At 37.4% G+C, this 21,961-nt stretch carries 10 protein-coding genes; all 10 read left to right on the forward strand.

Annotated elements, in window-relative coordinates; genetic code table 11:
- Nucleotides 1-293: 293 nt before the first annotated feature.
- The 10 genes from AC07YT_RS06755 (at nucleotide 294) to AC07YT_RS06800 (ending at nucleotide 21,937) form a co-directional block, all read left to right on the forward strand.
- Nucleotides 294-3,395 (forward strand): SusC/RagA family TonB-linked outer membrane protein, encoded by a 3,102-nt coding sequence (locus AC07YT_RS06755; protein WP_494945246.1) that lies wholly within the window; start codon nucleotides 294-296, stop codon nucleotides 3,393-3,395.
- A gap of 11 nt (nucleotides 3,396-3,406) precedes the next feature.
- Nucleotides 3,407-5,119: a RagB/SusD family nutrient uptake outer membrane protein gene (locus AC07YT_RS06760; RefSeq protein WP_086545332.1), complete on the forward strand. Its 1,713-nt coding sequence runs from the start codon at nucleotides 3,407-3,409 to the stop codon at nucleotides 5,117-5,119.
- 28 nt (nucleotides 5,120-5,147) lie between these two features.
- Nucleotides 5,148-8,027, forward strand: coding sequence for a SusC/RagA family TonB-linked outer membrane protein (locus AC07YT_RS06765; RefSeq protein ID WP_086545333.1), 2,880 nt, complete (start codon nucleotides 5,148-5,150; stop codon nucleotides 8,025-8,027).
- Between the two features lie 10 nt (nucleotides 8,028-8,037).
- A complete protein-coding gene (locus tag AC07YT_RS06770; protein WP_086545334.1) occupies nucleotides 8,038-9,735 on the forward strand; it encodes a RagB/SusD family nutrient uptake outer membrane protein in 1,698 nt (565 codons plus the stop codon).
- 1,082 nt (nucleotides 9,736-10,817) lie between these two features.
- Nucleotides 10,818-13,811, forward strand: a complete 2,994-nt coding sequence (locus tag AC07YT_RS06775) for a TonB-dependent receptor plug domain-containing protein (RefSeq protein WP_086545335.1) — start codon at nucleotides 10,818-10,820, stop codon at nucleotides 13,809-13,811.
- A gap of 3 nt (nucleotides 13,812-13,814) precedes the next feature.
- Nucleotides 13,815-15,434, forward strand: coding sequence for a RagB/SusD family nutrient uptake outer membrane protein (locus AC07YT_RS06780; RefSeq protein ID WP_086545336.1), 1,620 nt, complete (start codon nucleotides 13,815-13,817; stop codon nucleotides 15,432-15,434).
- A 14-nt stretch (nucleotides 15,435-15,448) separates the two neighbouring features.
- The gene (locus AC07YT_RS06785; RefSeq protein WP_086545337.1) at nucleotides 15,449-16,123 is read left to right on the forward strand and encodes a hypothetical protein; all 675 of its coding nucleotides are present in this window, start codon (nucleotides 15,449-15,451) and stop codon (nucleotides 16,121-16,123) included.
- 4 nt (nucleotides 16,124-16,127) lie between these two features.
- Nucleotides 16,128-17,174: a DUF5007 domain-containing protein gene (locus AC07YT_RS06790; RefSeq protein WP_086549256.1), complete on the forward strand. Its 1,047-nt coding sequence runs from the start codon at nucleotides 16,128-16,130 to the stop codon at nucleotides 17,172-17,174.
- A gap of 35 nt (nucleotides 17,175-17,209) precedes the next feature.
- On the forward strand, nucleotides 17,210-20,383 hold the full coding sequence (locus tag AC07YT_RS06795; protein WP_086549257.1) for a SusC/RagA family TonB-linked outer membrane protein: 3,174 nt from the start codon (nucleotides 17,210-17,212) through the stop codon (nucleotides 20,381-20,383).
- Between the two features lie 12 nt (nucleotides 20,384-20,395).
- A complete protein-coding gene (locus tag AC07YT_RS06800; RefSeq protein WP_086545338.1) occupies nucleotides 20,396-21,937 on the forward strand; it encodes a RagB/SusD family nutrient uptake outer membrane protein in 1,542 nt (513 codons plus the stop codon).
- The last annotated feature ends 24 nt before the right edge of the window (nucleotides 21,938-21,961 follow it).

Below are 21,961 nucleotides of genomic sequence, written 5' to 3' on the forward strand. Positions count from 1 at the left end.
CTTATATATTGTATTGTTAAATAAGAATCAGATACTTATTTGCGGTAACCAAAATACTAACTAAAACGTAAACTAATCATTATAGCAAACCCTGTTTGTTATAAAATCCTTTCATTTTAAACTATAATCTATGATCAAAAAATTACTTTTTTGTCTGCAGGATTTTTTGTGCCCAAAAATCCAGGTAATTCTCCTTCCGATTATTAACAAAACGAGCTTATTCTTTAAACACTAAAACTTAAAAACTAATGTATGTGAAAATTCTACGTTCAGCATGTTTATTAACGATCTGCATGCTTAATCTTGTAAGTTTCAATTCCATCGCCTCTACTATTGAGGTTTTTGGTTTACCAGGCAGCTTGCAGGTATTGAAAAACGCAAAGCCGTCTTTATTCAGAAAATTTAAAATTGATGTTAGTGGCAAAATACTTGATGAAACCGGTGTAGGCTTACCGGGTGTTTCTGTAAAAGTTAAAGGCACTAATGTTGGTACCTTGACCGATAACAACGGAAATTTTGCTCTTAAAAATGTAGATGATAATGCTACATTAATTATTATTTATGTTGGTTATGCACAAAAGGAAGTAAGTGTAAATGGTAAAAACACATTAAACATCCGGTTAGTGCCAGAAAATAACAATTTATCAGATGTTGTCGTAATTGGTTACGGTGCGCAAAAAAAGGTAAGTGTTACTGCTGCAGTATCAACGGTTACCAATAAGCAATTGTTGCAAACGCCGGTTGCCAACATTTCGAATGCGCTGGTGGGTCGTATGCCTGGGTTAGTTGCCCAACAAACATCCGGACAGCCTGGAGTTGATGGTTCTACCTTACTCATTAGGGGAAGATCTACATTGAATAGTACAGCACCCTTAATTTTGGTTGATGGTGTAGAAAGACCCTTAAACAGTATTAGTGCTTATGAGGTAGAAACCGTTTCTATTTTAAAAGATGCATCGGCAACTGCTGTATATGGTGTTAGGGGTGCAAATGGGGTAATGTTGGTGACCACAAAACGTGGTTTAGAAGGCAGGGCTAAAGTAAGTATTACCTACCATACCGATATTCAGGAGGTTACGCGTATGCCTAAGTTTTTAAATTCATACGATTTTGCCACTTTAATGAACGAGGCTCTTGCAAACGAAGGTAAAGCGCCATTGTACAATCAAACAGCTTTAGATGCTTATAAAAACCATACTGATCCTTATTTGTATCCGGATGTAGATTATGTAGACGAATTTTTAAAACCCTTTGCTCCTCAGCATGTATTTAACGCCAATGCGAGTGGAGGTACCAAGTTTGTTAAATATTTTGTAAGTGGTGGTTATCTCTATCAGGGTGGTTTATTTAATCACACCAAAGATAAAGCCGTTGATGCCAGCATTGATTACAGCCGGTTCAATTTCAGGTCGAATGTTGATTTAAATGTAAATAAAGATCTACTGCTAAAAGTAAACCTGGCGGCCAGATCGGAAGTAACGAATATACCTCAAAGAGGTATATCGCGCTTGTTCAGTTTAATTATGCGTACGCCACCAAATAACGGACCTTTGTTAAATCCTGATGGAACCTATGGTGCAGGCCCAAGTTTAACCGATAACGTTCTGGCAGAATTTTCTGATTTTGGTTTCCAAAAAGATTATACCAATTTAATAGAAGGAACTGTAGAGGGCAGATACAGTTTAGATGGATTGCTTAAAGGATTAAGTGTAAATTCTAAACTTGCCTTTACCAACCATTATAAACAACGCATAGAGCGCTTTAGGACTGATTATGCCAGGTACCAACTTACAGGTAAAGATGCAAACGGTAATTATACCTATGGTGCGCGTGTTGGTAATGAGCAGCCGATATTAAGTTATGCACAAAGTTTTATTTCTGATGCAGATAACTCATACCGGGATGTTTATTTCGAAGGTGCACTTAATTATCAAAATTCTTTTGGCAAGAATAATGTGAGCGGACTTGTTCTTTTTAATAGAAGCAGAAAAACACTAAATCGGGCAGGAACTGCTGCAATTCCTGATTGGCCATTTTCGTATCAGGGTGTTGTTGCCCGCTTAACATATGGCTGGAACGATCGTTACCTGGCAGAGGTGAATATGGGTTACAATGGTTCTGAGCAATTCCCTGATGGAGCCAAATATGGTTTTTTCCCTTCGGTTTCTGCTGGCTGGGTAATCAGTAATGAGCCTTTTATGCAAAACTTTAAAGCCATCAGTTTCTTAAAATTAAGAGGATCTTACGGCCAGGTAGGTAACGATAAACTAAATTCGGGCGTTCGCTTTTTATATATTGATAATGCCTATACGTCTAGCGGTGGTTATGCCTTTGGTTTAACCAACAATGTTAATCCGGGAGGTATTTTAGAAAGTGCTTTTGGTAATAAATATGTACAGTGGGAAAAAGCAAATAAATCGAACATTGCTTTAGAGTCTAAATTTTTAAAAGACCGGATCACTTTTAATGTTGATGTATTCTACGAAAAAAGAAATAATATTTTAGTCACACCAGGTACTATACCAGCTACTGTTGGTGCAGCTTTACCTGCAGTAAATTTAGGGATAGTAGAAAATAAAGGTTACGAAGTTGAATTAAACTATCAAGATAAAGCAGGTGAACTAAATTATTTTGTAAATACAAATATTTCTTACACCGTAAACAAATTATTATTCAGGGATGAGGTAGATGCAAAGTACCCTTGGATGCGTGATACAGGTAAACCACTGGGAATGAACAGGGGTTTACAAACTGCTGGTTTCTTTAATTCGCAGGCAGAAATAGATGCCTGGCCAAAATCGAGTTATGATCCGGGGCCATTAGGTAAAATTCAACCTGGTGATTTCAAATATATTGATCAGAATGGCGATGGCATTATTGATGATTTTGACAGGGTACAGTTAAGAAATCCAACGCTACCAAGATATATTTTTGGACTAAACTTAGGTGCAAGTTATAAAGGCTTCGATTTTACTGCCGCTTTTCAAGGTGCAGATGAGGCTTCGATGTTAGTGAGTTTAGAAGCAGCCTACGAGTTTTTTAATACGGGTAAGGTTATGGACATTCATATGGGAAGGTGGACCCCTGCAACTGCGGCAACAGCCACGTATCCACGTTTATCTTCATCATCAGGAAGCGGACACAACTATCAGCAAAATGACTTTTGGGTTAAAGATGCAAGCTACGTGCGTTTTAAGCAGGCAGAAATAGGCTACACCTTTTCTCCAGAATGGCTTAAAAAAGTTAGAATGAGCATGCTTCGGGTATACGTAAATGGCTCAAACCTTTACACCTGGAGTAAAATTAAATACCTCGACCCTGAAAATAGAAATACAAGGGCCTGGTATTATCCACAGCAGCGGGTTTGGAGTGCAGGTTTGAATGTTACATTTTAAAGATTACAATCATGAAAAAAAATATAAAAATATACTTAATGGTTGCAGCCTTAGCGGCTGGTTTAACAGCTTGTCAGAAAAGAGATTTCCTGGCTCCGCCACCAATCACGGTAGCTTTGGATCTGCAAAAAACCTTTAGTGATGAAATTAATACCAGTAAATTTTTAGCCAACTGTTATGCCCCCCTTGTTGGTGGTTTAGACGATTTTGGAAACGGACAAAATTATGCGCAGTTATCAGACGAGGCAGAAGCAGGGCCAGCTTATTTAGCTACTAATGGTGCTAATTTTGGTGCAGTTGATGCAACCAATAACCTGGATAATTTTTATGCAAATCTATATACCAACATTAGGCGTACTAATGTATTAATTGCAAATGCCAATTTAATGACCTTTACACCGGCCAGCAAAGCTAAATTTGTGGCAGAAGCACGGTTTTTAAGGGCGTTTTATTATTTCGAATTGGTAAAGCGGATTGGAGGGGTACCATTATTAACCTCTGCCGTAACCTTTGAAGAACTTAAGGATGCAGCGGCCCAGCAAGCTTATAAAGATGCTTTGAAAAGGGCGTCATTTGCAGATTGTGTAGACTTTATTGTAAAAGAATTAACTGCTGCGGAAACAGACCTACCCTGGGCACCTGCCAGCGACAACGATAGGGGAAGAGCTACAGCAGCAGCCTGCGTGGCGTTAAAAGCTAAAACTTTGTTATATGCAGCCAGTAAATTATTTAATAATGAAACGCCAGCGCCAGCTGGCCAACCTGGAAGTATGTCGAGACCAGATATAGGCTATACCAGTTATGATAAGAACAGGTGGAAACTTGCCGCTGACGCCTGCAGGGATTTTCTGGCAAAAAATTTGGCAAATGGAAATTGGTATACCCTTTACACCGGTGGATACGATAAACTTTTTACCGAGTCGAGAGATGCAGCAAACCATGAATTAATCTGGTACCGCCAATCAATGGATAATGGAGCTATATATTCCAATCCGGGAGGTAGGTTAGGTGGTTATGCCCACAATCAGGTATTGGTAAATCTGGTTGATAAGTACGAAATGCTTAATGGTAAAACCAAGGATGAGGCAGGTTCAGGTTATGATGAGCAGAAATGGTGGGAAAACCGCGATCCGAGATTAGCATTTACCGTTCTTAAAAATGGCGATAGTTTCAAGGGTTATACCTTAGAATTTTGGTCGAACCAGGGCGGTGTTGCACAGGGGCAAGATTATCAGGACATCTATAAATCATCTCTTTTCTTTAAAAAGTTTCAACGTCCTGATGCCAATACTGGTGTGCAGAAATGGCATTATTTAAGGCTTGCAGATATTTATTTAATGCTGGCCGAAGCCGAAAATGAATTTAATGGTCCCGGCGACGCTTATGAGTATATTAATATGGTACGTAAACGTACAGGTGTAAATATGCCAGATTTAGCTACAGGTTTAACACAGGCGCAAATGCGCGAAAAAATCAGAAATGAGCGTGCAGTAGAATTTGCGCTCGAAGCCCAACGCTATTATGATGTTCGGAGATGGATGATTGCTGAAAATATAGATAACGGACCTGTGTATGGTTTTAAGGTAACCAAAATTGGCGGAGTAGTTAAACATGAACGCTATGTAATTGAGAATCGTGTTTTTCAGAAAAGGATGTATTTAGCAGCCATTCCTATTGCTGAAGTATACAAAGGAACAGCCGTTGAGCAAAATCCAGGCTATTAATTTCATTTAAATTTAATCAGAAGAAAACATGAAATTTAAAATTCATTATAAATATATCATCAGTTCCTTGACTGTATGCCTGGGCTTCCTCTGTCAGGAAACATTTGCACAAAATGCCGACAGTATTAAAATAGATAGCCTTAAGAAAATCAAACTAAAAGGAGATTCGATAAACTTACCCTACAATTTAAAGGTGAGTAAGAAATACTATGCAGGTGCGGCAAGTTTCATCACTGGTGACGATATGTCGCTTTTTAGATATGCAAACAATTCGAACATGTTGGCAGGTCGGGTTGCAGGCTTAACTACAAACATGAACAGTGAAGAGCCTGGTTATGATGGTAGTAGTTTGTACATACGCGGATTTTCGACCTACAATAGCTCAAGCCCTAACATAATTGTAGATAATGCACCGGTAGGCTTTGCACAGTTGGATCCTTTAGAGATAGATCAACTGGTTGTACTTAAAGATGCTGCTGCTAATGCCATTTACGGCTTGAAAGGTGCAAATAAGAATATTTTTGTCACCACTAAACGGGGGGTAGCTTATCAAAACAGTATAAAGTTTTATTCACAATTCGGCGTTTTAGTACCGTCTAAAGCACCAAATTTTTTAGGTGCACAACGCTATATGAAACTTTACAATGAAGCATTGGTTAATGATGGCAGGGCCGAGCGTTATAGCGCTGCACAAATAGGCCAGTACGATAATCCAGGCAGAGATCAAGAGTTATATCCTGATGTAAATTGGAACGAAGAACTTGTAGCAAAACAGGCTATTCAGCAAAAGTACAATCTAACTTTTTCGGGAGGTACAAAAGATGTACGGTATTTTGTGCTGGCAGGATATATGGATCAGCGGGGCTTTTTAAAGTATAATGATTTAAGCGAAGAATCGCTTGGCTTTAACACCAACACCAATTTCAAAAGATATAATTTCCGTACCAATTTGGATATTGATATCAATTCTACATTAACGGTAGGCTTAGATTTAGCAGGAAGATTAGAAACAAAAAATTTCCCGGGTACAGCTACGTCTACCATTTATAATAATATCTCTACTTATCCTTCAAATTTGTTCCCAATGCTTTATGCAGATGGTAAAATAGGAGGCTTTAATGAAAGCGGATTAAACTATACACGGAACCCTTATGGTTTAATTACCAGAACCGGAAATATTGTAGAGGTTCACCGTAATTTATTTGGGACTATCCGAATTGCTCAAAAACTAGATATGATTACTAAGGGGTTGAGCGTAACCGGAGCCTTTTCTTATTATAATTTCAATCAAAACTCAGAAGGTTCAACCTTTGGTGCTCCTGCTTCAGATTTTCAAGTTTTCAATAAAAAAGCCGATGGTACTTATACACGTTTTAATAGCGACGGCCTTTATGCTGCTACAGGGAGATCTCAAACTCAAGACAGGATGAACACTGCCTGGGCTAAGCTAGATTATCAAAATAACTTTGGCGAAGATCATGAACTCAACTCAAGTATAGGTTTTTCTCAATCTATCCAAACACCAGCCGGTAACGATTTCCCTTATGTATCACAAGGTTTTTTTGCCAATGCCCATTATATCTTTAAAAAGAAATATGTGGCGCAATTAAATATTGGTTATAATGGTAGCGAAAATTTGGCGCCCAATAAACGTTATGGTTTTTTTCCAGCCGTTGCCGCTGCCTGGTTAATAAATGAGGAGGATTTTCTTAAAAATAGCAGCATCGATTTGCTTAAGATTAGAGCATCATATGGTTTAACAGGAAACTCGGATTTTAGCTTTCTCGGTACTACATTTGGAAGTTTATTTAGATACCTCTATGCTGATGGCTATGGTACAGGTGCTTCTTATGTTTTTGGACGTAACCCCGGCACTTTAACCGGTCGGGCTGAAGGTTTATTAGCCAATCCGGATATTACCTGGGAAACCGCTAAAACAGCAAATCTTGGTATCGACTATGCTTTCTTAAATAGCAAACTGACAGGGAGTGTCGATTTTTTCTATGAAAAAAGAAATAATATTCTGGCTTTTCCAGGTTCTGTCTCAAGGGTAATTGGTGCATCTTTTAAACCATTAAATATTGGTATCGTAAATAATAAAGGCTTCGATATGGAATTAGCTTATCAGGATAGAATTGGCGATTTTGCTTATTCTGTAAGAGGTACCGCCACCTATGCCAAAAACAAAATTATTTACAACGACGAACAAGCTACACCATACGATTATCTTAAACGTACCGGTTTATCGAGCGGAACTGTATTCGGGTTACAACAAATCGGTTTTTTTGCAAATCAGGCTGATATAGATAACAGCCCTAAACAAACTTTTAGTACGGTAAAACCAGGTGATTTTAAATATAAGGATCAAAATGGCGATAAAGTAATCGATCAGTTTGACGAAGTGGCTTTAGGAGCGCCGTTTATTAGCAATCTTTCTTATGGTGCGCAGGCTGGCTTAAGATTTAAAAATGTTGATTTAATGGTATGGTTTCAGGGCGCTGGCGATAGATCGGTAAATATTATGAATGCAGCAACCTCTGGTTTTGCTAATGGAAGTAAACCTTCTGATTTTGCATTAAATAGATGGACACCTGCAACAGCAGCAACAGCAGATTTCCCTAGACTTTCAATTGATGGACGCACCAGTGATAACAACTATAGAAGTAATGATTTTTGGATCAGAAATGGGAAATACCTAAAGTTAAAGAACATCGAAATTGGTTATAACTTTCAGCAGAATGTTTTAAAACATGTTAAAATTTCAAATGCACGTTTCTTCATTAGTGCTAATAATTTATATACATGGGCAGATCTTCCGGATTTTATAGACCCAGAATTTTTGGGTGCCGGAATTAATTCAGCGCCAAGAACGAAATCATTTCAGGTAGGTTTAAATATTGAATTATAATTTTAACAAAATGAAATCAATCAAAAAATATTTATTTATTCCAGTTATGTTCCTGATTGGAATCTGTATGGTATCTTCCTGCAAAAAAAATCCTTTAGATCGACCTTTAGATTTAGATGTGCAGGATACCACAGTTTTTAAAAATATTAGTTACACCACAGAATATGTTACCGATATATATAGTGGCGTGTTAAGTGGGTATACAGCATTAGGAGGATTTGCTGGAAATACTGGTACCATGTATGAAGCGGCAACGGATGATGCTGTTCATGCTAACTTATCGAATGATAGTTACCGTTATACCAATGGCACTTGGGGGCCTACCTATAATCCAGATGATATGTATGGTAATTCTTATCGAGGAATCAGAAAATGTAATGTCTTTTTTGAAAACATTGGTAAAGTTCAGGTGAAAGATCATGGCAAAGATTTGGTAATCAATAATATTACAGCAACCGTTCAGCGCGATCGCTTGATAGGGGAGGTGTTTTTCCTGCGAGCATATTACTACTTTGATATGTTAAAACGTTATGGAGGTGTGCCGATAACATTGCAATCGTTAAGTTTCCAGGATGATATTAATCTACCTCGAAAAACCTATGATGAAGTGGTGAAGAGAATTGTTTTAGACTGCGATTCGGCTTTTAAAAGACTGCCAGATACTTATATCGGTTCTCCAACCGAAAATTATTATGGTAAAGCGACCAAATGGAGCGCTGCAGCTTTAAAGGCAAGAACCTTGTTGTACGCTGCAAGTCCGCTAAATAATCCGAACAACGATTTAACCAAATGGACTTTGGCTGCTGAGGCTGCAAAACCTTTTAATGATGGTACAACCAGTGCCATGTTTACCTTGGCCACTGGTATCCTCGGTTATGAAGGTCTTTTTAAAACCAATACCTCTACCAATAAAGAAATTATCTGGAGTAGGGTGGCCACGAACTCCAACACTTTAGAATCGGCCAATTTTCCAGTTGGTGAAGTTAACGGAAACGGTGGTGTTTGTCCTTCTCAGTACCTGGTTGATGCCTACGAAATGAAAGATGGCTTGCCCTATACCACCTCTCCATTATATAGTGCGGCAAATCCTTATGCCAACCGCGATCCGCGTTTTGCTGTGAGTATTTTTTACAATGGGAGCCCAATAAAAGCCAGAACTGTCGAAACCTTTGATGGTGGTATGGACGGTCCTCAAAAGTCGAATGGCAGCAGGACAGGATATTATATGCGTAAACATATAGATGCGGCAATTGATTTGGGGGCTGCAACTCCGGGAACAACACAGCGCAATTGGATACACTTCCGTTTAGCAGAAATGATATTGAATTACGCAGAAGCTCTAAATGAGGCTCAGGGCCCCATTAATGAGGTATATACTGCGATGAATTTGGTGAGAAACAGAGTAACCATGCCTGTTTTACCTGCAGGATTAACTCAGGAGGGTATGCGTGAACGTATACGGAATGAAAGAAGGATTGAACTTTCTTTTGAAGGTCATCGGTATTGGGATGCAAGACGGTGGAACATTGCTAAAGATGTATTCAACCGCAAAATGAGAGGAATGAAAATACAAAAAACCGGAACAACCTTTACCTACACTCCTTATGATATGGAGCAAAAGGTTTTTACTGAAAATATGAATCGGTATCCCTTTTTATTCTTTGATCTGCAATCTAACCCAAACCTGGTGCAAAATCCGGGTTGGTAATTAAATAATTAATATATCAAGATGCTAGCCTTGCCAGATTTTGGCAAGGCTAGTTTTGTTTGATATAAACCAATCAGGCTAATTTAACAAATATTAAACCCACATTTATTTCTTTGTTGATCAATTTTATATCACTTTTTCTGCGTTAAGTTTTGCTAAAAACTTGTAGTGATACATACTAATTCTTGAGCCAATTAGTGGTTGTTAAATTTGGTTTTCTACCAAAAAATACACTTAGTAAAACGGTTTATGATTTGCCGTTTTCCAAGATTATAAACAACCTTTTTTTTAAAGTAAATTTTATTGGATATGTGTTGACTATTTGAGTTGATTTTATATTAAAATTACCTAAAAATAGCATGCAAGAATAAAACTTTCCTAATGAAAAAATGCTTTTATGAGTATGTAGGCGGTATTTTTTTAAAATACACAAACGTTTGCGCTTAATTTGTGTTGTGTCTTTTTGGTGTTACAAATTTGCGAAGAATTGTGAAGGATTTCAACGGATAAGTGAACATAAATATAACGGTGTTGGGTTATTTTTTTTGACGAATCAAACGTTCATCCTTCGTATTTTTATTAGTCCTTATTTGTTATCAGAATATCATTCAAGAAAATTATAGAAATTGGCTGATTAGTGCCACTGTTTGAGCGCTATAGCGTTTTGTAGCACTTTACATTAGGTGTTTATTAAGCAAACGTTTGCGTTAAGAAAAATAAAAATCAAGTATTCTTAATATATAACTTGCATTACCAAATAATAACGAGCCAATATTTTATTTTAGTATTACGAGCAAAAAAACTGTTGAACTAACAGGAAAGAATTAATAAATAAAATAACACCCCCTAACCAGGGTATAACGAACAAACAAGCAAACAAACAAAAACTAATCATTCTGGGTATATATTTTGCCTTAAGAATTAATATTAATCACCCTAAACCACACCCCATGATCAAAAATTTTACTTTTTGTCTTCAGGCATCGCTTTGCCCAAAATCTCAAAAAGAGATAATTTCCTAATTACATTTTAACAATCGAATTTCTTCTTTAAACACTTAAACTTTTAATTAAACTAATAAAATGGTTAAAATTTATACAAGCGTTTGTATTGCCTTGTTTTTATCTGTTTTTGGATCACAGTCTTTATGTGCCCACGGGGCATGGCTTAAAACGGCTAATAGCGGTTATTTTGTTTTTCAGCAGGATACCACTAAAGCTAAAAAAGATTCATCCGCTTATTCCATTAAAACCGATACAATTGGCCAAATGGTTAGAGCACTACAGAAATTTAAAACAGTACGTGATACGATTAACATCCGTTCCTCAACACCTGTTCCGAATTTATCATTACAGCAAATTATTAAAGGTAATTTAGCTGGAGTTTACGTACAGGAGCCAAATGGCGAACCTGGTACTGAGCAAAGTATTATTGTGCAAGGTACATCGGGTCTATTATTTAATAAGAAAGACATTTACGCTCTACAGCCGGCAATCTACTTAAATGGAGTGCCTTTGGTTGCCGATAATCCTTTTGCATTTGATGTGCAGAAATATGATTACAACAGGATAGGCCCTGCAACCAATTTATTGGCGCAGATAGATATTAATAATATACAGTCTATAACTGTAATTAAAGATCCTTTCGAATTGGCTAAACTGGGACCAAATGCAGCTAATGGCGCTATATACATTACCACTAAAAATGCAAGAGGAGGACTAAGAGATATTAGTTTAAACTCTTATTTTGGTTATGTAACTGCGCCACAGGTAAATACCATTAATGGTGTTTATGAAAACAATTTTAGAAGCCAATTTTATAAAAAATATAATCCAACAGGTAGCCCAGCTTCTTATTTGAGGGATTCGACGAATGTGGCTTACTTTGGGCCATCAAACTGGACGGATTTATATTATCAAAATACCCCAACTTTTTCTGCTGATTTGGGTATAACAGGTGGATCGGAAAGAGCGAATTTCAGATTTTTTGGTTCAGGTACCAAAAGTGCCGGAAATGCAGATGATACCGATATTAACAGGTATAATTTATTCTTTGGAATAAACATGGCACCTTTTAAATGGCTTACTGTATCAAGTACAGTTAATACTGCCCGTTTAGATCGTACCAGGAACAAAAGTTTACGCGATCGCTTTGCCGAAACGCGTTATATCCCCGATTTGAGCAGTCCGCTTTCTCCAAATGCTGATTCGTATGCCTCCTATTTAACCGAAAATGGCCGGAATGTAGATAATAATCGTTCAACAGTATTGAACGGAAGTTTATCGTTAACTGCGAAAGTGAACAAGTTTATCATTACAAGTACAGGGCTGTTCAATTATAATGAAGGTATTCGCGATTATTTTATTCCATCTTCATTATTGGCAGGGGTAAGTTATATATCTAATTACTTTGGTTATAGTCAGCGGGTTTCGCTCAACAATAGTATTAGCTATAAATATGAGATCAACAAAAAGAATACAGTTGATTTTGAAGTCGGACAGAGCTTACAGGGCGATACCTATAAATACAATTACGCCAGGGCATATAATGGGCCAAATGACTATGTAAAGTTATCTTTTGTTGATGCAAGACAAACCATTGGTGGTGTTGATAATCCGGATTATTTAAATGTGCTGGCTAAGAATGATTTTTATGTTTTCAGGTATATTGATAAAGAACGTAATAATTTAATGTCGTTTTATGGTTCCGCTAAATATGCTTATAAAAACTTATTAACGCTAAGTGCCCTGGTTAGAAGGGATGGTACCTCTAACGGTCAGCCAGATAGCCGTTGGGTAACAACACCAGCTTTTAACGCTAACTTCAACCTTAAAGAGCAGTTCTTAAAAAATAATAAAGGAATAGATGCTTTACACGTAAGTGCTTCATGGGGCAGAACGCTAAGAATTTTCCAGGATGACCGCTTTGCTGCCGGTCCGCAATACCGTTCAGAAAACGGATGGGAAGAAGAGCCAACTATACCAGGCTATGGTGGTTTGCTAGGCATTAACCGTCCTTATAACAGTGGTTTTATTGGCTATAATATTAGCTTACCTTTTGCTGATAGAACCAGCATAACTTTAGATGCCTCTTTTTTAAACAGTCGTTTAAATACTGCTGTTACTGTATATAACCGTAACGATAAAAACAATGTTGTTGGTTTACCTGTAGCTGTAGAAACCGGATATTCTACCGAGTACAAATCGGGTATGGATATTAATAATAAGGGTATTGAGCTATTGGTAAACGGATCGGTTATAGAAAGGCAAAATGGCTTAAACTGGAGTACAGGCCTAAACCTGAGTTACAATAAAAATAAGCTATCAGCTTTACCACAAGGCTTAAATGAATTAATTTATCAGAATGATAATAAACTTCAGGTAGGTAAATCGGTTGGCAGCTATTGGTTGTATACCAACGAAGGTATTTACAATACTGATGGAGAAGTACCTGCGGGTAGAACCTTTAACGGTATTCCATTGAAAGCTGGTGATCCAAGATGGGTTGATTACAATGGCGACAACAAGATTGATAGTAAAGACAAAGTATTAACCGGTGACAGATTACCGAAGTTTGTAGGTGGCTGGAACAATACGCTGGCATATAAAAATTTCGATTTAAACTTCAATTTTATTTTTGCAGCGGGTCAGAAAGCCATCAACCAGTACGAGGCAACACGTTATGGCTTTGTTAATCGTGAGGCTGGTAACGATATCAATTCGGTTAAAGAAGTGTCGTCTTGGCAATCTTTTGATAACCAGAAAAATTATCCAATATATAATCCTTGGAGTCCTGTAGATGCCTATCGTACCGATCAGGATTTGTTTTTAGAAAGCGCTTCTTATGTTAAATTAAGATCAGTTACCCTTGGTTACGATTTTAGTAAAGCGGGTTTCTTTAAAAAGGCAGGTGGAAAATTGAGAAGAGCATATTTATATGCAACTGCATTAAATGTATTTACGTTAACCGACTTTTCGGGTGTTGATCCTGAACTGATCAATTACAATGGTATTTACGATGGTGCAAATATCACTATCCCAAGAACATTTGTTGTTGGCTTCAAACTGGAATTATAAAATATGACTATTATTAATATGAAATATTCTAATTATAAAATTAGTATCTGCCATAAAATTACGCTTGCTTTTGTATTAAGCTTAATTTGTATTGGCAATTTCTCCTGTAAGAAGATTGATGATACACAATCAGTAAGATTAGCTACAGAAGAAAGCAACTGGAAAACTTTAGAAGATGCAAGGGCAAATTTACTTTCTGTATATGGCTTATTGCGCTCTGCTACAGTTTCTGATAATACACATTGGTTGATGGGCGATTTGCGCCAGGGAGATTTTGCGATAACGAACAGGGCAGATTTAAAATCTATTGTTTCGGGGCAGTTAAATGCACAATATCCTGTAATTAACCGTATTACCAACTGGCGCAGGTTTTATGCAGCTATTAATGCAGCGAGTATATTTATCGAGCGTTCGAAAGAAATAGTTGGTAAAGATCCACGCTATACGCAAATAAACAATAACGTAGATGTTGCTCAGGCAAAAATGCTAAGAGGCTTTGCCTATTTTTATATGGTAAGAATTTGGGGGGATGTACCTTTGCTAACCTCTTCTCATGATGGTGATTTTGTAAAATTACCAAGAACAAATAAAGAGAAAGTATTGCAATTCGCAACTGCTGAGGTATTGGCTGCAGCACAGGTTGTTCCTTTCAGGTATGGTGGTACCGATCCGATATTACCTGGCTTGTATTATGGTGGAAACTGGCCAACATGGAATGGTATTATCTTTACCAGATTATCAGCCTATATTATTTTAGCGCATATTGCTGCTTGGCAGGGTAATTACCTTGATGCTGCAAATTATTCAAAATTTGTGCTCGATAATCAATCAACTCAATATTACGTTGATGGTGCTAATCCTTTAGATTATATCGATATGGATGCCCTTACCAATAACGTCAACTACTATAGCCCGTTCGCTTTTAAACGTGCTACTTTAATGGTAGGCTTCCCTTTTGAGGCGGGTAATGGTTTATCTACAGCAAATGGACATATCGAACAGCTTACTTTGGCTGCTCCATTTATTCCGAAAGAGACACCAGAAATGTTTGTACCAAAGGATAGTATTTTAAAAATATTTACAGATCCGCAGGATTTAAGATTTGGTGTGATAGGTAACTCTGGATATTACAGAACCAACTACTTTACAAACTTTGCATCCGAACAACCCATCTTTAGTAAAATTAAAGTAGTAGGTACACAGGCAGAAACTCAGGGTAATTTTACATTTTATAGTTCTTCGATGGTATTTAGCCGCTTAGAAGAAATTACTTTACTCAGGGCTGAGGCATGTGCCGTACTTGGGCAACGTACCGAAGCTATTAATGCCTTAAACAGAGCAGCAAATTTAAGAGGACCTATTGTATACGATCCGGCATCGGGTAAGGATTTAATAGATGCCATTTTCGAAGAACGGAGAAGAGAGTTGATGGGTGAGGGTTGGAGATGGTATGATATCGTGAGATATAACAGGATTAAAAATTCTAATGGCACATTTATTAAGAAAAATGGTACGCCACTTACTTTTAAACAGTTCGAGAATGCTGGTGGTATTTACTGGCCTGTTTCTCCTGATGTAATCAACGCTAATTCATCGGTTACTCAAAATCCATACTGGCAATAACTATTAAGAAGATCATGAAAAAGAAATTATATAAGAGAAGCTTATTATTGCTGTTAGTGGTAATGGGCATTTATTTAAGTGCTTGCAAGAAAAGCGATTCGACTTATTACGATTATACCAATACGGTACAAACGTTTAAAGGCTCGGCGCTGGACTATTTAAAATCGAAGCCTAATACTTTTGATTCACTTTTACTGGTATTAGATCGTTTTCCATTTGTAAAAGATTCTTTGACCAACCAAAAGATAACGCTGTTTGCACCTGTAAACGAAAATTTTGCAGCATCGGTAAAATATTTAAACCAAGCCAGAAAGGCAGCAGGGAAAGCACCAATTTATTTAAGCACTGCTGATCCGGATCAACTGTTGTATATGCTTTCTAAGTACATTATTAGGGGTAACAGAACAACCACCGCATATATCAATAGTGTTGATGGCATTGCGCTAAATACTATAGGCATTAACTACCCTATGCATATTAAAGCAGTAAGATCAAATGCTTCAGGATATGTAGGTGGTGGCGCTATAACACTCGAATACAGTGATATGTATGGTTCAACTATTAAACTGGCTTGGATAACAACAAAAACAAATGCCGTTAATATCCAGGCTGATAATGCTACTATTAATATTTTGAGTCCGTTACACAATTTCGGATTTGATGAATTTACAGCCAGATTATTTCAATAGCCTTATGAAGATGAAAACTAATAAATACATTCTTAGTATGGGTATCATGCTATCAAGCCTGATGTTTCTGCTAACATCGTGTAAGAAAAATTTACCTGATAATAGACTATCTATAGCTAGTGATAGTCAGTATACCCAGTACCTTTATCAGCCTACTTTAGGCAGAAATACATTATTTACCAACAATTTTACCTATGGCAACTCTAGCAGGCCTTTAGATTTTAAAATTGTGAACATGCGTACTTTTGGCGGTGAGCCTGCTCCCGAGTTAACCAAACTTTATCCGGTAAAAGTATGGAAAACTGCTTATGATGGAACGGAGAAATCGCTTGCTGAGATTGAAGCCAAGCGTGTAATTGAGAACCATCCGCTTTTCGAGGTGCGTCCGCACTCTGGCGAATTTTTAATGTGGGCAGAAGCCAATTCCAATATGATTAAAGCCCAGCCAGACTCTGGTTATGTTTTCGATGTTGAAATGTCGAATACTGGTGGTCGAAAATATTTTCAGAATATGCGCCTTACGCCACTTCGCGAGCGTCCATATGAACCTTCACCTCTTGATCCGATAACTGGTCAGGGAACCTCTACTTCTGTAAGTCCATCAGGTGTATTTATCACTGGTGTTAAAACCAATCAGTTTTTATCATCAAGTGATGTACGGGTTACTTTCAATAAACTGCCAAAAGGTTTGCCAGGTTATTCAGGCCATAGTATTAGTTTCAAATTTGTCGATACACTAGCACAAACCATCGATCCAAATAAGTTTGCGCTAACTGATTGGGGGAATCTTGTACATGGCTTTAATATGGTAAAAGATGCCAATAAAGTAAAATTTGATATCGCCTATCCAATTCCTTTAACGGCGTATCCTACAAAATATACGACAACAGATGGCGGTGCTGCAAGGGTCGTATTCAGGTTCGACAGACAGGCCTTTGGTGCCGTACTGCTACACTGTTATGTCGCATTAAATTTTAAGATTTATGAAGAGGGCGATTGGGAAATTATCTTCCAGTTTAAGAATGATAAACCAAAATTTGATAACGACTGATGAAACTAACTAAATCAAAACAAAATATATTTCCAATGAAGTATTTTTACAGTATAGTAATTTTATTGATTTTTGGTTTGCACAATCTGGCCTTCGCACAACAGCAAATTGCGGTTACAGGTACGGTTTATGATGGAGAATCAAAAAAGAAAGAAACCATGCCTGGCGTAAGCATCTTAAGTGCTGGCAAGGTTTTAGGTCAAACCGATGGAGAAGGCCGCTTTAGGGTAACTGTTGCTTCTAATGCAGAAATTACTTTTAAATACCTAAGTTATGTCACACAAACCATCAAGGTAAATAACCGAACAGTAATTAATTTAACATTACAGGGCGATAATGCTACGCTTAAAGAAGTAACTGTTACCGCGGGATATCAGACAAAAACAAGAACCCTAACAACAGGCTCTACAGTAACCATTTCAGGTAAAGATATCCAGGGGCAGCCGGCAAGTGATGTAATGTCACTTTTACAAGGTAAAGTTGCTGGTTTGAACATTCAGAATAGTACGGGTGCACCAGGTTTCAGGGGCTCTATTACCTTACGGGGTATTTCGAACATCAATGTTTCAGGTTCAGGAAGTTCTAGTTTCTTAACACCTACTTCACCATTATTTGTAATCGATGGCGTACCTGTAGATGATAATACCAATTATTCTTATGGTTTCCAGCAGGCAGGACCAGGTGTATCGCCAATTTCTCAGATTCCGCCCGAGGATATAGAAGATATTACTACCTTGAAAGATGCTGCAGCAACTGCATTGTACGGATCGAGAGGTGCTTATGGGGTAATTTTGGTTACCACCAAACGTGGTAGCTCAAAAGTGCCTGTAGTTCGTTACACTGGTGCCTCATTTTTCTCTTTGGTACCTCAGTTACGTACCGTAATTGGTGGTAAGGGAGAAAGGTTGTTACGTATTTCGCAGATTTTGCAGAATGATAGTACTTATAACCATGCAATAGATTTAATCAACTCTTCACCAATTCTGGCTGATAGTTTAAATGCATACTTTAATAACTCTACCGACTGGCAATCTTTCTTTTACAGAAATACATTTAACCAAAGCCATAACGTGAATATATCAGGCGGGGATGTGGCTTTCAACTATAAAGTGGGCTTAGGTGCTTTTGATGAGACTGGTATACAAGAGAATACGGGATATTCAAGATATAATTTGAATATGAATATGCAATATAACCCAACTCCGAAGTTTAAATTGGTTGGACAGTTACAGAACTCGATCCAAAAAGTACAAACGGGGAGTGGTAATGGTTTATTAAATAGTGGTTTAGCAACTACAGGTACGGCATCAACATTACTGCCTTCACCATCGCTCTATTCATCACAAAGTGGTGTTTTGGCACAGCTTGAAACGGATAATGACAATAAATCATTGCAAACTTTTGCAACTATTAATGCCGAATACGAAGTTTTTAGAAATTTCAGAATCGCAACCTTCTTAAACTATACCAATAACTCTAATACAAAGGATAATTTTTCGCCAGCGGCGTTAAATGGTAACCAATCTCAATATTATACTTATAACGATCGAGCTACCAAATTATATAACCGTAACCAGTTTTCTTATGTTTATGGCCTAAAAGATGCAGCCGGAGAAGATTCACATACCTTCAATTTGTTTGCATTTACCGAGATCAATTCGAGCTTTTTTAAGGCTGATGCGATTCTGAACCAAAAAGGAGTAAACGATCAGTTAAGAGGACCTTTAACTAACATGACTGATTATCTAACCTCATTGGGTGGTACTATTGATTATAGGGATGATAGAAGTATAGCCTTCGCAGGTGCATTTTCTTATAACTATAGGCAAAAATATGTTTTAGACCTTAACTATCGTTTAGATGCAAACTCTGCTAACGGAGAAAATGCCCGTTATATTGCCAACCCATCAATAGCCTTAAAATGGAACTTTAACAAGGAGAAGTTTATGGAAAACGTTAAGTGGGTTGATTATGCTGATATTCGTTTAAGTTATGGTTCCAATATTCAGCCGGTAGGAGGTGTTTTCGATGCCTATGGTAAATATGCTGGAGGCCCGCGTTATAACAACAGCAATTCTATACTTTTAGACCTGGAAAGGTTGCCTAATTTAGATTTGCAGCCAACTAAAGCTACTACTTATAATGCCGGTGTTGATTTTAGCTTGTTTCAAAACCGCTTTTCATTAAATTTTGATACCTATTATAAACAAAACGATAATATCTTCAGGTATAAAAATATCTCAGGCACCAATTCATTCTCAACCATTGCTTCAAATGAGATTAGTAACGTAAATTACGGTTGGGAATTCCAGGCAACTGCCCGTCCATTAAATCCGAGCAGCCCTTTTAAATGGACAATATCAGGGAACTTTGCCATAAACAGAGAAGTTTTAGCTCAACTGCCAGATGGTTTAAGAGATTTAATTTATTATGATAGAGATTTAGGACAGGATATTTATTACCGTTTAGGTACCAACTCACTTTCTAACTACCTATATAATACCAAAGGTGTATATTCTACCAATGCACAGGTACCTGTTGATCCGAATACAGGTTTACCTTATCGTGTGGGTGGTACTGGCCGATTAAATTATTTTAGGGCAGGAGATCCTATTTTTACCGATTTAGATGGTAACTATGTACTGGATGGTAACGATAGGGTAATTGCAGGTAACTCGCAACCACAAGTTACAGGTGGATTTTATTCTTACCTGCAATGGAAGAACTGGAGCGTAGAGATTAATACCTCTTTTACCTTAGTTCGTGATATTATTAATAACCCGTTAGCTAAGCAATTCCAAAACTTCAGTTCTCCGGCATACAACAATCCGCTTAAGTCGGGTAGCTTGGTGCCTTTAAGTGAACTTAACTACTGGCGTACACCTGGTGATATAGCCACTTACGGAAACCCTTTAGACTTTGTACGTGCGGGCATTATCGATCCATACAGACTTAATCAAACAGTATTCCAGGAAGACGGTTCATACTTTAAACTAAACTCCATAAAAGTATATTATATCTTTAATAAGAGCTTTACCAGTAAATTCGGTATGAATAGGGTAAGCATCAATGCTACTGCTGCCAACCTTGGTTTTATTACGCGTTATACTGGTCCTAATCCTGAAAATGTAACCAGTTTAGGTAGAGATGATTCGGGAGGTTACCCATCTCCAAGACAGTTTACTTTAGGTTTAAACATTGAGTTTTAAAATTTTAAGAAAATGAAAAATATTAAATATATAATCCTGTTTGCCGCATTGGTTTTTACCACCGCAGGGTGTAAAAAGTTTCTCAATGTAACACCGATTGAAGCTCAGTCAGGCAATAATTTTTGGAAAACCCGCGAAGAGGTAGAAGGATTTACAAATGGCATTTATGCCCGGTTAAGATCAAAAGTAGCCGGTACACCACAATTTTTTAATGGTGATGATCGTGCCTTTTTCCCGGCATTAGAAATTCGGGGTAATAGTATAAATGTATTGAGTATAGATGGCGATGGAGCCAATACCTTTAACGCCTTAATTGGAAACAATATGAAGTTTATTGTTTCCAGAGGTAACCGTTATGATAATTTGATGAAAAAAATTATGAGCTGGAAAGAGTGGTACGATGTAATCGCTGCATCAAACATCATGTATTTCGAAATCGATAAGGTGCCATCTTCTAGCTTGCAGGATGCAGACAGAAGGAGGTATAAAGCAGAAGCGGTATTTTTACGTAACCTGAGTTATATGTTTATCTGCAAGTTATTTGGTGATGCAGTTTATTATACAGAAGCTTATCACAGTACACCACTAGCAAGAACCCCTCAGGTAGAAGTAATGAAAAAATGCATAGCAGATATGACAGCTGCTAAAGCTGATTTGCCTACCACTTATAACGATGTTTCTTCAAATGGTTTTAGACCTACCAAAGCAACTGCAGTTGCCTTGTTAATGCATTTAAATATGTGGGCTGCAGCATGGGATAATGAGAATAAAACAAAATATTACGAAGCTGTAAAAACATTGGCAACAGAATTGGATACCTATACCAATTATAAGCTTTTACCAATTACTTCAGAAAATACGCTGAAAATTTTTAAAGGACGGAGTTCGGAAAATTTATTTGGCATATTACAAGATTTTAACTACGGCGAAGGCTTTTCTTTACCTGCAGGTTTCTCTTATTATTTCTCACATTATCCTTACCGTGGTACAGTAACTAAAACGGCAAGTTCTATGGCTTATAATAAAGATTATATCAGTAAGCTTTACCCTGCAGGTATTCCTGATGCCAGGTTAACCAACTGGTTCGAAAACTATGATTCAGGAACAGGTACTTTCCAGTTTAAAAAATTTGCAAATATTTATACAACGGGATCTGGTTCTGCTATATCAGTTACGAGCGACGATAGTGCTATCATTTTCAGATTGCCTGATTGTTATTTATTAACTGCTGAAGCACTTGCCGAACTTGGCGATGAAGGTGGAGCAAGAGATTTTACCAATAGGGTAAGAGAGGCCGCGGCTGCACCTCCAATCGTGTTAAGCGGACAAGATTTGAAAGACGAAATATATAGAGAAAGATGCAGGGAGCTGATTGGCGAGGGGCAGTTCTTTTTCGATCTGGTAAGAACAAAGCGGGTTGTAAATTCTGATTTTACTAAATCACCTATTTCAGTTGCTAACCTAAATGCAGGTGCATGGACCTGGCCTTTAACCATTAGTGCTGATGAGCGTAGTGCAAACCCATATTTAATTGGTAATAATTTTTGGAATTAATAGGATGATGCAACTATCAGTAAA

Source organism: Pedobacter sp. GW460-11-11-14-TSB4, from assembly GCF_059423705.1.

What these genes read in the sequence shown, in the direction of transcription:
- AC07YT_RS06755 (WP_494945246.1), top strand. Translation starts at nt 294, where the DNA reads ATGCTTAATCTTGTAAGTTTCAATTCCATCGCCTCTACTATTGAGGTT.
- AC07YT_RS06760 (WP_086545332.1), top strand. Translation starts at nt 3,407, where the DNA reads ATGAAAAAAAATATAAAAATATACTTAATGGTTGCAGCCTTAGCGGCT.
- AC07YT_RS06765 (WP_086545333.1), top strand. Translation starts at nt 5,148, where the DNA reads ATGAAATTTAAAATTCATTATAAATATATCATCAGTTCCTTGACTGTA.
- AC07YT_RS06770 (WP_086545334.1), top strand. Translation starts at nt 8,038, where the DNA reads ATGAAATCAATCAAAAAATATTTATTTATTCCAGTTATGTTCCTGATT.
- AC07YT_RS06775 (WP_086545335.1), top strand. Translation starts at nt 10,818, where the DNA reads ATGGTTAAAATTTATACAAGCGTTTGTATTGCCTTGTTTTTATCTGTT.
- AC07YT_RS06780 (WP_086545336.1), top strand. Translation starts at nt 13,815, where the DNA reads ATGACTATTATTAATATGAAATATTCTAATTATAAAATTAGTATCTGC.
- AC07YT_RS06785 (WP_086545337.1), top strand. Translation starts at nt 15,449, where the DNA reads ATGAAAAAGAAATTATATAAGAGAAGCTTATTATTGCTGTTAGTGGTA.
- AC07YT_RS06790 (WP_086549256.1), top strand. Translation starts at nt 16,128, where the DNA reads ATGAAGATGAAAACTAATAAATACATTCTTAGTATGGGTATCATGCTA.
- AC07YT_RS06795 (WP_086549257.1), top strand. Translation starts at nt 17,210, where the DNA reads ATGAAGTATTTTTACAGTATAGTAATTTTATTGATTTTTGGTTTGCAC.
- AC07YT_RS06800 (WP_086545338.1), top strand. Translation starts at nt 20,396, where the DNA reads ATGAAAAATATTAAATATATAATCCTGTTTGCCGCATTGGTTTTTACC.